General features: G+C 72.2%; 10 protein-coding genes. All 10 read right to left on the minus strand.

Going from position 1 to position 13,358, the window contains the following annotated elements:
- Positions 1-2,391 carry an FtsX-like permease family protein gene (locus AC1VWI_RS27665; protein WP_499513710.1) on the minus strand — a complete coding sequence of 797 codons (2,391 nt, stop codon included), beginning with the start codon at positions 2,389-2,391 and terminating at the stop codon, positions 1-3.
- A complete protein-coding gene (locus AC1VWI_RS27670; RefSeq protein WP_499516930.1) occupies positions 2,388-3,053 on the minus strand; it encodes an ABC transporter ATP-binding protein in 666 nt (221 codons plus the stop codon). The genes AC1VWI_RS27665 and AC1VWI_RS27670 overlap by 4 nt, the downstream gene beginning before the upstream one ends.
- 17 nt (positions 3,054-3,070) lie before the next feature.
- Positions 3,071-3,595 (minus strand): PadR family transcriptional regulator, encoded by a 525-nt coding sequence (locus tag AC1VWI_RS27675; protein ID WP_499513711.1) that lies wholly within the window; start codon positions 3,593-3,595, stop codon positions 3,071-3,073.
- 69 nt (positions 3,596-3,664) lie between these two features.
- Entirely contained in the window at positions 3,665-4,102 is a 438-nt protein-coding gene (locus AC1VWI_RS27680) for a hypothetical protein (protein ID WP_499513712.1), read from the minus strand.
- A gap of 114 nt (positions 4,103-4,216) precedes the next feature.
- Entirely contained in the window at positions 4,217-5,665 is a 1,449-nt protein-coding gene (locus tag AC1VWI_RS27685) for a catalase (RefSeq protein WP_499513713.1), read from the minus strand.
- A 162-nt stretch (positions 5,666-5,827) separates the two neighbouring features.
- On the minus strand, positions 5,828-8,428 hold the full coding sequence (locus AC1VWI_RS27690) for an ATP-binding SpoIIE family protein phosphatase (RefSeq protein WP_499513714.1): 2,601 nt from the start codon (positions 8,426-8,428) through the stop codon (positions 5,828-5,830).
- 59 nt (positions 8,429-8,487) lie between these two features.
- The gene (locus AC1VWI_RS27695; protein ID WP_499513715.1) at positions 8,488-9,174 is read right to left on the minus strand and encodes a class I SAM-dependent DNA methyltransferase; all 687 of its coding nucleotides are present in this window, start codon (positions 9,172-9,174) and stop codon (positions 8,488-8,490) included.
- A gap of 127 nt (positions 9,175-9,301) precedes the next feature.
- Entirely contained in the window at positions 9,302-9,985 is a 684-nt protein-coding gene (gene fomD, locus AC1VWI_RS27700; RefSeq protein WP_499513716.1) for a cytidylyl-2-hydroxypropylphosphonate hydrolase, read from the minus strand.
- 102 nt (positions 9,986-10,087) lie between these two features.
- Positions 10,088-11,497 (minus strand): class II fumarate hydratase, encoded by a 1,410-nt coding sequence (locus AC1VWI_RS27705; protein ID WP_499513717.1) that lies wholly within the window; start codon positions 11,495-11,497, stop codon positions 10,088-10,090.
- Positions 11,498-11,653: 156 nt separating this feature from the next.
- The gene (locus AC1VWI_RS27710; protein WP_499513718.1) at positions 11,654-13,312 is read right to left on the minus strand and encodes a fumarate hydratase; all 1,659 of its coding nucleotides are present in this window, start codon (positions 13,310-13,312) and stop codon (positions 11,654-11,656) included.
- Positions 13,313-13,358 lie beyond the last annotated feature (46 nt).

A 13,358-nucleotide genomic window follows, 5' to 3' on the forward strand; every position in this document is an offset into this window, starting at 1 on the left:
TCACTCCGTCCGCAGACCGTCCGGACGCATCATCCGCCACAGCGGCGGCAGGCTCAGCGCCGTGACCAGGATGACCACTCCAGCGCCGGCACCGGTCATGGCGCCCACGCTGGCCCAGTCGACACGGGGGCCCAGCCCCACCATCTTCCGCAGGGCCGCGGCGAGTCCCGCACCGCCGACGACAGCGAGGGCGAGCCCCAGCGCGACCGGCAGCGCGGTCTGCCAGAGCACGGACAGACCGAGCACGGAACGCCTGGTGCCGAACGCGACCAGCACGGCCAGCAGCCGCCTGCGCTCGCGCAACTGCTCCAGCATGGAGACCAGCAGGCTCGCGCCGATCAGGGCCAGGGTGGCGGTGGCGCCGATGAACAGACCGCGCCGGATGGTCGCGAACTTGCGGTCCTCGCTGGTCGCGCGCAACTGGTAGACCGTGAGCGCGGGATCGATGCGCGCGGCGGTGTTGCGGGCGTGCTCGACGGCGTCCGGCGAGCCCGGGGCGGTCCTCAGCATGAGCCGGACGACGGGCGAGCGCAGGGCCGCCACGTCCAGGGCGGCGGGGGTGACCAGCACGCCCCACTGCCGGCTTCCGTCCGGCGCCACACGGGACTTCGCCGGGCGGGCGTCGGCCGGGATCCGCCACGGCTGCGGGGTGCCGGTGTACTTGTCCGTGGCCGGCGTGTTCAGATCGAGCGTGCCGCCGGGCTTGGCGAAGCTCATGTCGCCGTAGCCGTCGGGGTCGGAGACCAGGAACACGTCTCCGTCGGCGCAGTCGGCCCCGACCTCGGCGAGTTCGCGCAGCGTCGCGCAGTCGCCCACGACCAGGGTCGCGTACCGGACGTCCTCGGACTTCAGCGCCCGGGCGTTCCCCTGGACGGCGTCGCCCTGGACGACGCCGAGCACCGCGCGGATGCCCGGGGTGTCGGCGAAGGCCTTCTCCACGCGCTGCGCCTCCGCCCCGCTGCCGACGCTCGGCGAGACGCTGAGCTGGGCGCGGTCCGGGTCCTCGCCGGTCTCCTTGACGAAGTCGTTCTGCACCCCGATGAAGAGGGACTGGAGGGCGATCGCCCCCGCCACGGCGACGGTGACGCCGCTGACCATGCGGGCGGCGGCGCTGCTGTTGAGCTGGATGCGGCGGGTGGCCAGCTGCCAGGGCAGCGAGCCGCCGCGGAAGCGGCCGACGACCGACTCGACCAGCCAGGGCAGCACGGCGGTGAGACCGACCAGCAGCAGCACCGTGCCGGCCGTCACCTGGTAGGGGTTGATCTCGCTGTCCTGGGAGACGCTCCCGAACAGCGGGGCCAGCAGTGCGAGGCCGGCCAGCGGGATCAGCAGCCGCCACCACAGACGCCGCTTCTGCGGGGTGGCGTTGCGCACCACTCCGAGCGGTTCGATGGCGATGCCGCGCATCGCCAGCAAGGTGACCGCGACCGCCGCCCCCGGAACCGCCAGCATCACCAGGGCGGTCAGCCCGGGACCGGGCGTGATGTCGGACGGGAAGAGGCTGATGTCGTACAACGTCACGTCGGGCGAGAACTGCCGGACCCACAGGAAGATCCCGGTGCCCACGACGAGTCCGAGCAGGGAGCCGAACAGCGCCTCGCCGGCCGCGATCCGCCGGGTCATCCTGCTGTCCGCGCCGACCAGCCGCAGTGCGGCCAGCCGCCGGTCCCGGCGTTCGCCGCCGAAGCGGACGGCGGTGCCGATGAAGACGGCCACCGGCATCAGCAGGACGACGACGATGATGACGACCAGCAGGCTCAGCACCCCGCCCAGCGGCTCGGGCTTCGCCTCGCCGCGCCCGAAGTGCGTGATGCGGGTGGCGTTTCCGGTGGACCCGTCCTGGCTCCGCGCGACCAGCTCGTCGCTGCCCGCGTAGTAGGTCAGCTCGGCGGGCCCGAGCAGGCCCTGGTCGCCGATGACGCCGGAGACGCGGTAGTCCAGCCGTTCCCGCAGCAGCTTGCTGCCGGGCTGGTCGAGCAGCTTCTTCAGCGCGGGGGAGACCACCATCTCGCCGGGCGCGGGCATCGTCTTGACGCCCGGCGGCAGCACCGGCCGGTCGCCGTCGGCCTTGAGTAGCAGACCCCGGATGGCGTCGTCGTGGAAGCTGGTGTCGGCCGACTCGTACAGCACCGTGGCGGCGGTCCGCGGGGGCGGGTCCTTGAACCAGGAGTAGTCCCGGTCGTAGCCGCGGTCGTTGCGGGCGCTCAGCATGGCGGGCACGGCGGCCGCCACCAGCAGCAGCGCCACGCCGAGGCCGACGCCGACCGCGGTGAGCAGGGTGCGGGTCCAGCCCTCGCGGCCGCCGGTCGCCGCGAAGCGGACGCCCAGGCCCAGGTCGCGGACCCAGCCGGAGAGGGTGCCGCCGTTCGGGGACGGGTGGTCGGTGCTCATGCCACCCTCTCCATGTCGCGGGACTTGCCGTCGCGGACGACGACCTCGCGGTCGGAGTAGGCGGCCACCCGCGCCTCGTGCGTGACGAGGACGACGGCGGCGTCGGTGTCACGGGCGGCGTCGGTCAGCATGCGCATCACCCGCTCGCCGTTGAGCGAGTCCAGGGCGCCGGTCGGCTCGTCGGCGAAGACCACCCGCGGACCGGTGACCAGAGCCCTGGCCACGGCCACCCGCTGGCCCTGGCCGCCGGAGATCTCGCCGGGACGCTTGCCCGCCAGGTCGTCGACCTCCAGCCGGGCCAGCCACTCGCCGGCGCGCGCCTCGGCCTCCTTGCGCCGGGTGCCGTTCAGCCGCAGGGGCAGCGCCACGTTCTCCACGCAGGTCAGCTCCGGGACGAGCTGGCCGAACTGGAAGACGAAGCCGAACTCCCCGCGGCGCAGCGCGCTGCGCTCGGCGTCGCTCATCGCGGTCAGGTCCCGTCCCCGGTACAGCACCTGGCCGGAGTCCGGCCGGACGATGCCGGCCAGGCAGTGCAGCAACGTCGACTTGCCGGAACCGGACGGCCCCATGACGGCGACCACCTCCCCGGCACGTATCGCGAACTCCGCGCCGTCCAGGGCCGGGGTCGTGCCGTACGCCTTGTGCAGGTCGACGGCCTCCATCAGGTTCTCCGTGGTGCTCACTCGGCTACCTCCGCCGCGAGTAGGTCCAGGCGGGCGGCGGTGAGCTCCAGCCACCGCAGGTCCGCCTCCAGGTGGAACAGGGCGTGGTCGCAGATGAGCTGGTCCGCGAAGTCGCCGTGCCGCTTGCGTTCGGTCAGTTCCCGCATCAGCCGCAGATGCTCGGACCTCTGTGTGTCGAGGAGGCCGGCGGCGCTGCGTCCGGTGAGCAGCGCGAGGACGACCTTGGTGTAGAGGGTGTTCTGCAGGTAGGGCTCGGGCTTCTCCGGCTGCCCGAGCCACTTCTCGACGTCGGTGATCCCGGCCTCGGTGATCGCGTAGCGCTTGCGTTCCGGGCCGCCGCCGGGCTCGATGCCGTCGACCTCGACCAGTCCGTTCTTCAGCAGCCGCGCCATCGTCGAGTAGACCTGGCCGTAGTGCAGCGGGCGGTCGTGGCCGAACTTGTCGTCGAATGCCCGCTTCAGGTCGTATCCGTGGCGTGGGCCGGACTCCAGGAGTCCGAGCAGGGTGTGGCCGATGCTCATGACCGAGGACTCTACACGACGCGTATACCTGCGGTGTATAGACCTTGTGCATAGCGGCGAGCCGGTGACCTAACCCTCCCTGAACAGGCCCTTTCCCGGTTCGTACCCGAGATGGGCCTGATAGGCGGTGGGCTCGCAGTGCGGGCCGTTCGGCTGCCACTTCTTGAGCGTGACGTCGATGTGCTCGTCCACCGCGGGCTCGGTCGCGGTCCCCGGGGCATTCTGCGGGGTGCCGGTGAAGCGCACCGCGACCCGCTCCGGCCCGGTCGCTCCGGGCAGGTCCAGGGCGAGCAGCATCTCCTGCCCGTCGCCCGTTCCGCTGCGCGAGCACACCGCGCCGGCGCACAGCCGGTAGGTCGTGCCGGGCTCCGTGTCGAACACGAGCCGCACCCCCGACTCCGCTCCGATGTCGGTGCAGTCGGGGCCGTCCGCCCCCAGGACCCCGCAGCCCACCGCCGTCACCAGGGGTATGACGGCCCCCGCCCTCGCCCACCGTCCCGTCCTCATGCCGATGGGATGCGCGTGGAGCCCGTCCGGTTCCGTTCCGGCCGGACGCGATGCAGCCCCGGGGCACGGACGGACATCACGTGCACCGGGGCTGCGGCCGTGGGGAGGTCCGGCTCACAGGCCGTTGACGTTGGCGGCGATGCGGTCGCCGACCTCCTTGTCGATGTTGCGCCAGTACTCGACCGCGCGGGCCAGGACGGGGGCGCTGACCCCGTTCTTCAGGTGGCCCGACACGTTGGAGACCAGCCGGTCGCGGGCGGCGTCGTCCAGGACCTGGCGGATCATCGTCCCGGCCTGGCCGAAGTCGTCGTCCTCGCGGTGCAGCTTGTACGGCTCGTGCACCATGTTGCCCGCCACCTCCCAGCCGGCCGGGTCGCCGAAGCGCCGGATGTCGGCCTCGGGCCCGCCGACGGAGTTCGGCGCGTACGGCGCGGCGGTGCGCGACGGCTCGTAGCGCATCGGCCCGTCCTTGGCGTACGAGCGCACCTCGGTGTGGGCCCGGTTCGGCGGCAACTGGGCGTAGTTGGGGCCGATCCGGTAGCGGTGGGTGTCGGCGTACGAGAAGAGCCGGCCGAGGAGCATCTTGTCCGGCGAGGGGCCGATGCCGGGCACCATGTTGCTGGGCTCGAAGGCGGCCTGCTCGATGTGGATGAAGTAGTCCTCGGGGTTCTTGTCCAGGGTCATCCGGCCGACCTCGACCAGCGGGTAGTCGCCGTGCGGCCACACCTTGGTGAGGTCGAAGGGGTTGAACCGGTAGTCCGCCGCGTCGTCGAACGGCATGATCTGCATGTACAGCGTCCACGAGGGGTGCTCGCCGCGTTCGATGGCCTGGTACAGGTCACGGCGGTGCAGATCGCCGTCGGCGCCCGCGTAGTGGTCGGCCTCCTCCTGGGTGAGGAAGTCGATCCCCTGGTCGGTCTTGAAGTGGTACTTGACCCAGAACCGCTCGCCGCCGCCGTTGACCCACATGTAGGTGTGGGAGCTGTAGCCGTTCATGTGGCGGTACGACTTGGGCACGCCGCGGTCGCCCATCAGCCAGGTGACCATGTGCGCCGACTCCGGGGACAGCGTCCAGAAGTCCCACTGCATGTTGTTGTCGCGCAGTGAGCTGTCACGGCGGCGCTTCTGGCTGCGGATGAAGTCCTGGAACTTCATCGGGTCGCGCACGAAGAAGACCGGCGTGTTGTTGCCGACCATGTCGTAGTTGCCGTACTCGGTGTAGAACTTCAGGGCGAAACCGCGTGGGTCGCGCCAGGTGTCGGGGCTGCCCAGCTCGCCGGCGACCGTCGAGAAGCGGGCCAGCATCTCCGTGCGGCGTCCCGGCTGGAAGAGGTCGGCCTTGGTGAACTGGCTGACGTCGTTCGTCACCTCGAAGACGCCGTACGCGCCCGAGCCCTTGGCGTGCACCACACGCTCCGGTACCCGTTCGCGGTTGAACTGCGCCATCTTCTCGATCAGGTAGTGGTCCTGGAGGAGGATGGGGCCGTCCGAGCCCACCGTGAGCGAGTGCGCGTCGCTCTCCACCGGGATCCCGGCGTTGTTGGTGGTGTAGGGGGTGCTCATGTGAGTGTGTCCTCCCGTCGATCTTCGGAAGAGTCCGTCGGGGGCTCCTGGTCGCTAACGACCACACAAACACTGAATCACCGGCTCGGCACGCCGGGCAATGACTTCACGTCACGGATCTGGACAATGTCCAGAAATAAAACGTGTACCGATACGGAGCGTCTACCGGTCGGCACCGCCCGGAATGCCCATTTCGAACCAGACCACCTTCCCGGCGCTCAGCCGGGTCGCTCCCCAGCGCTGCGCCATCCGGTTGACGAGGTACAGCCCGCGCCCGCCCTCGTCCTGCGGCTGAGCGTGGCGCATCCGCGGCAGTGTCGGGGCGTCGTCGCCCACCTCGCAGCGCAGCACGTCGGTACGGAGCAGCCGCAGCGTGATCGGCCGCTCCGCGTACCGCACCGCATTGGTGACCACCTCGCTGACCAGCAGCTCGGTCGCCTCGGCCAGCGGCTCCAGGTTCCAGCGGCTGAGCGCCTGGCGCACCAGCCGCCGGGCCCGGCCGGCCGTCTGCGGCCGCGGCTCCAGGAACCAGTAGGCGACGTCGCGCGGCGCGATGCCGTCGAAGCGGGCGGCCAGCAGCGCGATGTCGTCGTCCCGGTCGCCCGGGCCGACGATCTCCAGGACCTCGTCGCACAGCGGCTCCAGCGGCGGCGGGCACAGCACCGCCGACGCCGTGTGCAGCCGCTCGCGCAGCATCTCGATGCCGCCCCACACGTCACGGGTGCGGGACTCCACCAGGCCGTCGGTGTACAGCAGCAGCGTCGCCCCGGCCGGGGCGGGCAGCTCGACCGCCTCGAAGGGCACGCCGCCCACGCCGATCGGCGCGCCCGGCGGCACGCGCAGCACCTCGGCCAGTCCGCTGGCGTGCAGCAGCACCGGCGGCGGGTGGCCGGCGTTGGCGATGGTCACCCGGTGCGCTATCGGGTCGTAGACCGCGTAGATGCAGGTGGCCATGCGGTCCTGGCCGAGCCGCTGGGCCTGCTCGTCCAGGTGGTAGAGCACCTCCTGCGGCGACAGGTCCAGGCCCGCCAGGGTCTGCACGGTCGTCCGCAGCTGGCCCATGATCGCCGCCGAGGTCATGGAGTGGCCCATGACGTCGCCGACCACCAGCGCCACCCGGCTGCCGGGCAGCGGGATCGCGTCGTACCAGTCGCCGCCGACCCGGGCCGACTCCGCGGCCGGCAGGTAGCGGCTGGCCAGCCGGACCCCGGTGGGCTCCGGCAGGGAGTCCGGCAGCATCTCGCGCTGCAGGGAGTCGGCGATGGACGCCTCGCGGTCGTAGAGCACCGCCTTGTCCACGCCGAGCGCCGTGTGGGTGGCCAGCTGGGCCGCGATCAGCAGGTCGTCCGGGTCGAACGGGGCCCGCTCGGGACGGCGCAGCAGCACGGTCGCGCCGATCACCCGGCGGCGGCCGCGCAGCGGTGCCAGGATGGCCCGGCGTCCGGTCGGCAGGTCTAACGTCTCGCCGAACTCCGCCTGCCGGCAACCGCCGACCAGCTCCTGGAGGGCCGCCGTGGCCTGCTCGCTGTCGGAGAACACCGGGCGCACCCCGCGCAGCACCTCGGCCAGCGCGCCGTCCATGGGGACGGTCACGACCTCGGCCGCAGCGCCGTACGCGCCCTCCGTGGAGGGCACGACCGGCATGAGCAGGCCCTCCACCGGCTCCGGGGCGTTCTCGTCCGGCACGCGGTCGGTGCGCCGCAGCCGCAGGACCAGCGGGCCGGAGGGGCGCTCGTCGCCCACCGGCAGCGGGTCGCGCAGGTAGACCAGGATCGCGTCGGCGAAGGCGGGCACCGCCGAGCGGCACAGGCCCAGCACGATCTCGTCCAGGTCCAGGCCGCGGGCGATGCGGCGGGTGGCCGCGCCCACGTAGCGCAGCCGCTCGGTCTCCGCCTGCCCCGCCCGGCCGCGGTTCTGCGGGCCGATCTTCTTCAGCGGCTGGCCGCCGGTGGAGTCCTCGTCGACGGGGTGCCCGCCCGCGTGGCCCCCGCGGCCGCCCTGCCGGCCCGTCGTCCGGGACGTGGGCAGCGTCGTGTCGGGGGTCCGCTGCCGGGTGCGCGGCTCGCCGCCCTCCGGCTGCGTCGGACCGGGGACACCCGGGACACCCGGGGTCCCGCCGCCCGCCGTGGCCCGGCGGCCGGGCTCCACGGGAGCGGCCATGGCGGTGGCGGCCCGCCGGTCCCGGCCCGCGGAGCCGTCGAAGGAGGGGCCGGTGGCCGGGGAGCCGCCGGGGGCGTCGGCGGAGCGCAGCCGTACGGTCTGCCGTCCGCGGCCGCCGTCCGCGGGGGCGGCGGCCATGTGCTGGACGGTGGCGGCCCCCTCGCCGGCGACCACCCGGGCGGCCTGACGGTCCCGCACCTCGGAGGACTGCCGCGCGGTGCGTCCGCCGCGCGCACGCCGGCCGCCGCGGCCGGGCTTGGCCGGGGCGGGGGCCGACACGAGCGGATCGGAGGAGGTCTGACGTTCCGCCGGCGGCATGGCCGTGCCGCCGGGATCGCCGGCCCCGCCGGCGGCCGCGCCGCGCTTGGCGCCGCCGCTCCGGCGGCCCCGGCGCGGGCGGTCGCCCGCCGCGGACGGGTCCGGGGACCGCCCGGGGGCCGGCGCCCCGGCCGTGGACGCGCCCGACCCGCCGCCCGGCGCGGGGTCCGCGGGCAGCAGGAGGCCGGCCCGTGGATCCGGTACCGGTTCGGTGTCACCCGGACGTGCCGGGCCGGCCGTCGTCCCCTGGACAGCGGCCTGCTCAGAAATGCGCTCCGTGCTCACGCTGGTCGTTCCATCCGGTCGGGTGCGTCACGTGCCGGGCACGTGGCGGGGCGGCCGCGTCAGGCGGGTCGTCGGCAGTGCAGGAAGAGCTGCTCCTCCGGCGGCACTTCGGTCGTGTGCGGCGCGTACGCGTACGAATCCTCCTTAAGGACCGTGAATCCCGCGTCGGCCACCACCTGGCGCAATTCATCCCGTAGATAACCCGATACCCGGATGGTGTTACCAAGGAACGGAATCGCGAAGTCATCCACGTCGGCTTCCACCATCGAAAGGGTGAACATTCCGCCCGGGAGGAGGAGGTCGTGGACGCTGCGCAGGGCCAGCGGGATCTCCGCCCGAGGCAGCATCAGCAGCGAGAAGAAGGCCACGGCGGCGTCGAAGCGGCCCGGGTCCCCCGGGCCGTCGGGTCCGTGGCGGCCACCGGTCCGCAGGTCGGCGATGTCGGCCTGGAGGAAGGTCGCCCGGGGCACGTGCCGGCGGGCGAGCGAGAGCATCCCCGCGGAGAGGTCCACACCCGTCACCTCGTGCCCGGCCTCGACCAGCTGACGGCAGGTCGGCAGTCCCGTGCCGCAGCCGAGGTCCAGGACGCGGGAGCCCGCCGGGAGCTGCGCCAGGAGCCACTCGCCCGCGGCGACCTGGCCCTCCTTGTACGGGAAGGCCTCGTCGTAGCGGTCACCTATGGCGTCGAACCCCTCGGCCTGGCCGGTGCGGTCCAGCTGTATGTCCTCGTAGCCGCCGACTCCCACAGCCCGGGCCTCCCGTATGACCTTGGTGACATAGCGTCAAACTCTAGTGTGAGCCTGTGTTTTGTGCAGCACTATGGGCCACGATCTTACGATTGGGGCAGGGGTACCCGGCAAGCCGCTCACGCCGTCACCTTGCCGGACGATCCCAGTCAACCGGAAGGGCCGGTACCGGCCACGCCGGATCCGGACGCCAGTGCTCCCAGCCGTCCCGGAAGGGGTGCCCCCAGGCGCCGATCACCTTGACCGCCCGGCGGCCGGCCTCCCGTACCCGCTCCGCCGTGACCGCCGTCATCAGGCCGGCGGCCTGGGCCTGCGCGAACTCGTCCTCGTCCCGCCACTGCCAGCCCCGGTCCGGGGTGACGTGGATGTCCAGGAAGTGGTCCTCCGAGTCGACCCCGCCCGGCCAGCGGCGCCGCGGCTCCTCCAGGTTCACGTACCAGTTCTTGAAGCGCCAGCCCTGTTCCCAGAACAGCCACACCGACCAGGGCTCGTCCGGGCGCGCCAGCTTCAGCACGCCCGCGCCCCACCAGCGGTCGACGCACGTCGTGCGCGGCTTGAGGTAGCGGGTCTCCAGCGGCTCGTGGTGGATCGGCGAGCCGTCCGCCAGGACCGGCTTGACGCACTCGGTGCCCGGCGCCATCCACACCGCCAGCAGCTCCGGGTCGTCGCGCACCACGGTCACCGGACGGCAGATGTGCACCGCGTCGCTGCCGTTGCCGCGGTAGCGCCACAGCACCTGCTCGCCGGGGGCCCAGTGGCCCGCGCCGCCGTCCTGGCCCGCTCCACGGGGAAGAAGGATGTCCGCTGTCATGAACGGATCTTACGGACCCCGTGTTACGGGGGCGTCACCCTTGAGCCGGGCGTTCGTCACGCCGGGCACCGGGGACGGCCGGGACGACGGCGCGGCGCGCCGTCAGGGCCGGGTCATCCGCAGCACGTCCAGCGCCTCGTCCAGCTGCTCCAGGGTGAGCAGCCCGCGCTCGACGTAGCCGGACTCCAGGACCACCTCGCGGATGGTCTTCCGCTCGGCCAGCGACCGCTTGGCGACCTTGGCCGCCTCCTCGTAGCCGATGTACTTGTTGAGCGGGGTCACGACCGACGGCGAGGACTCCGCGTACTCACGGGCGCGCTCCACGTTCGCCGTGATCCCGTCCACCGTGCGGTCGGCCAGCAGCCGGGAGACGTTGGCGAGCAGCCGCACCGACTCCAGGACGTTCCTGGCGATCACCGGGAGCATCACGTTCAGCTCGAAGTTGCCCGCGGCGCCGGCCGTGGTGATCGTCACGTCGTTGCCGATGACCTGCGCGGCCACCATCAGCACCGCCTCGGGGATCACCGGGTTCACCTTGCCCGGCATGATCGACGAACCGGGCTGCAGGTCCGGCAGGGCGATCTCGGCGAGACCGGTGCGGGGGCCGGAGCCCATCCAGCGCAGGTCGTTCGCGATCTTGGTCAGGCCCACGGCGATCGTGCGCAGCTGCCCGGAGGTCTCCACGACGCCGTCGCGGGCGCCCTGCGCCTCGAAGTGGTCCCGCGCCTCGGTCAGCGGCAGCCCGGTCGTCCGCGCCACCTCGGCGATCACCGCCGCCGAGAAGCCGGGCGGGGTGTTGATCCCCGTGCCGACCGCGGTGCCGCCCAGCGGCAGCTCCGCCAGCCGGGGCAGCGAGGCCCGCAGCCGCTCCACCCCGTACCGGACCTGCGCCGCGTAGCCGCCGAACTCCTGGCCCAGGGTCACCGGCGTGGCGTCCATCAGATGCGTACGGCCGGACTTCACGACGTCCGCGAACTCCGCGGCCTTGCGCTCCAGCGACGCCGCCAGGTGCTCCAGCGCCGGGACCAGGTCGCCGGTCACCGCGGCGGTCGCGGCGATGTGCAGGGAGGAGGGGAAGACGTCGTTGGAGGACTGGCTGGCGTTGACGTGGTCGTTGGGGTGCACGTCGCGGCCGAGCCGCTCGCTCGCCAGGGTCGCGATGACCTCGTTGGCGTTCATGTTGGACGAGGTGCCGGAACCGGTCTGGAAGACGTCGATCGGGAAGTGCCCGTCCCAGCGCCCCCCGGCCACCTCCGCGGCGGCCTCCTGGATCGCCTCCGACACGTCCTTGTCCAGGACGCCCAGCTCCGCGTTGACCTTGGCCGCGGCCGCCTTGATCCGGGCGAGCGCCTCGATGTGGGACCGCTCCAGCCCGCGTCCGCTGACGGGGAAGTTCTCCACCGCGCGCTGGGTCTGCGCGCGCCACTTGGCGTGGGCCGGGACGCGCACCTCGCCCATCGAGTCGTGCTCGACGCGGTACTCGCGCTCGTCCCCTGCGTCCTGCTCGGGCATGGCCGGAATTCCTTCCATCGCGGACATCGTCGGGCGTACCGGGTACTTCCCAGTAGAACCCCGACCCCTCGGTAGGACAGCGGCGCGGGACGTTTCATTCCCCCCGTCGGCCGCCCGGAAGGCGGCCCGCACGGACCGGGGAACAAGGCGGCCCGGTCACGACCCCGGGCGCACCGGGATGCTGGTGAACGTCGGCGCGGGTGCCGGATCGGTGAAGAAGTCGTTGCCCTTGTCGTCGACGACGATGAAGGCCGGGAAGTCCTCGACCTCGATCTTCCAGACCGCCTCCATGCCGAGCTCGGCGTACTCGACGACCTCGACCTTCTTGATGCAGTCCTGGGCCAGGCGCGCCGCCGGGCCGCCGATCGAGCCCAGGTAGAAGCCGCCGTGCGCGGCGCAGGCGTCGGTGACCTGCTTCGAGCGGTTGCCCTTGGCGAGCATGACCTTGGAGCCGCCCGCCGCCTGGAACTGCTCGACGTAGGAGTCCATGCGGCCGGCCGTGGTCGGGCCGAAGGAGCCGGAGGCGTAGCCCTGCGGGGTCTTGGCCGGACCCGCGTAGTAGACCGGGTGGTCGCGCAGGTACTGCGGCATCTCCTCGCCCGCGTCCAGCCGCTCCTTGATCTTGGCGTGCGCGATGTCGCGGGCGACGACCAGCGGGCCGGTCAGCGACAGCCGGGTCTTGACCGGGTACTTGGACAGCTCCGCCAGCACCTCGTCCATCGGCCGGTTGAGGTCGACGCGCACGACGTCCTCGTCCGACAGGTGCTCGTCGGTGGTCTCCGGCAGGTACTTCGCCGGGTCGGTCTCCAGCTGCTCCAGGAAGACGCCCTCGGCGGTGATCTTCGCGACGGCCTGGCGGTCGGCGGAGCAGGACACGGCGATGGCGACCGGCAGGGAGGCGCCGTGCCGGGGCAGCCGCACCACGCGCACGTCGTGGCAGAAGTACTTGCCGCCGAACTGCGCGCCGATGCCGATCTTCTGGGTGAGCTCGAAGACCTTCTCCTCCAGCTCCTTGTCCCGGAAACCGTGGCCGGTCGGCGAACCCTCGGCCGGCAGCTCGTCCAGGTAGTGCGCGGAGGCGTACTTCGCGGTCTTCAGCGCGAACTCCGCGGAGGTGCCGCCGACCACGATCGCCAGGTGGTACGGCGGGCACGCGGCCGTGCCGAGCGAACGGATCTTCTCCTCCAGGAACTTCATCATGGAGGCCTCGTTCAGGACCGCCTTGGTCTCCTGGTAGAGGAAGGACTTGTTGGCCGAGCCGCCGCCCTTGGCCATGAAGAGGAACTTGTACGCGCCGCCGTCGGTCGCGTACAGCTCGATCTGCGCGGGCAGGTTCGAGCCGGTGTTCTTCTCCTCCCACATGGTCAGCGGGGCCATCTGGGAGTAGCGCAGGTTGAGCTTGGTGTAGGCGTCGAAGATGCCGTGCGAGAGGGCCGCCTCGTCGCCGCCCTGCGTGAGCACGTTCTGGCCGCGCTTGCCCATCACGATCGCGGTGCCCGTGTCCTGGCACATCGGCAGGACGCCGGCCGCGGCGATGTTGGCGTTCTTCAGCAGGTCCAGGGCGACGAAGCGGTCGTTGGGGGAGGCCTCGGGGTCGTCGAGGATCCGGCGCAGCTGGGCGAGGTGCGCCGGACGCAGGTAGTGGGAGATGTCGTGCATCGCCTCGGCGGCGAGCTTGCGCAGCGCCTCCGGCTCCACCTTGAGGAAGGTCCGGCCGTCGGCCTCGAAGGTGCTGACGCCCTCGGAGGTGACCAGACGGTACGGAGTGGTGTCCTCACCGAGGGGGAGCAAGTCGGTATAGGCAAACTCGGGCATAAGGGACATCCTCACTGGCGCTGCGTCATAGAAGCCCAACAAGCGT

It is taken from the genome of Streptomyces sp. TOM-9 (assembly GCF_056858595.1).

What these genes read in the sequence shown, in the direction of transcription:
- fomD (WP_499513716.1), bottom strand. Translation starts at nt 9,985, where the DNA reads ATGACAGCGGACATCCTTCTTCCCCGTGGAGCGGGCCAGGACGGCGGC.
- AC1VWI_RS27680 (WP_499513712.1), bottom strand. Translation starts at nt 4,102, where the DNA reads ATGAGGACGGGACGGTGGGCGAGGGCGGGGGCCGTCATACCCCTGGTG.
- AC1VWI_RS27670 (WP_499516930.1), bottom strand. Translation starts at nt 3,053, where the DNA reads ATGGAGGCCGTCGACCTGCACAAGGCGTACGGCACGACCCCGGCCCTG.
- AC1VWI_RS27675 (WP_499513711.1), bottom strand. Translation starts at nt 3,595, where the DNA reads ATGAGCATCGGCCACACCCTGCTCGGACTCCTGGAGTCCGGCCCACGC.
- AC1VWI_RS27685 (WP_499513713.1), bottom strand. Translation starts at nt 5,665, where the DNA reads ATGAGCACCCCCTACACCACCAACAACGCCGGGATCCCGGTGGAGAGC.
- AC1VWI_RS27710 (WP_499513718.1), bottom strand. Translation starts at nt 13,312, where the DNA reads ATGCCCGAGTTTGCCTATACCGACTTGCTCCCCCTCGGTGAGGACACC.
- AC1VWI_RS27665 (WP_499513710.1), bottom strand. Translation starts at nt 2,391, where the DNA reads ATGAGCACCGACCACCCGTCCCCGAACGGCGGCACCCTCTCCGGCTGG.
- AC1VWI_RS27705 (WP_499513717.1), bottom strand. Translation starts at nt 11,497, where the DNA reads ATGCCCGAGCAGGACGCAGGGGACGAGCGCGAGTACCGCGTCGAGCAC.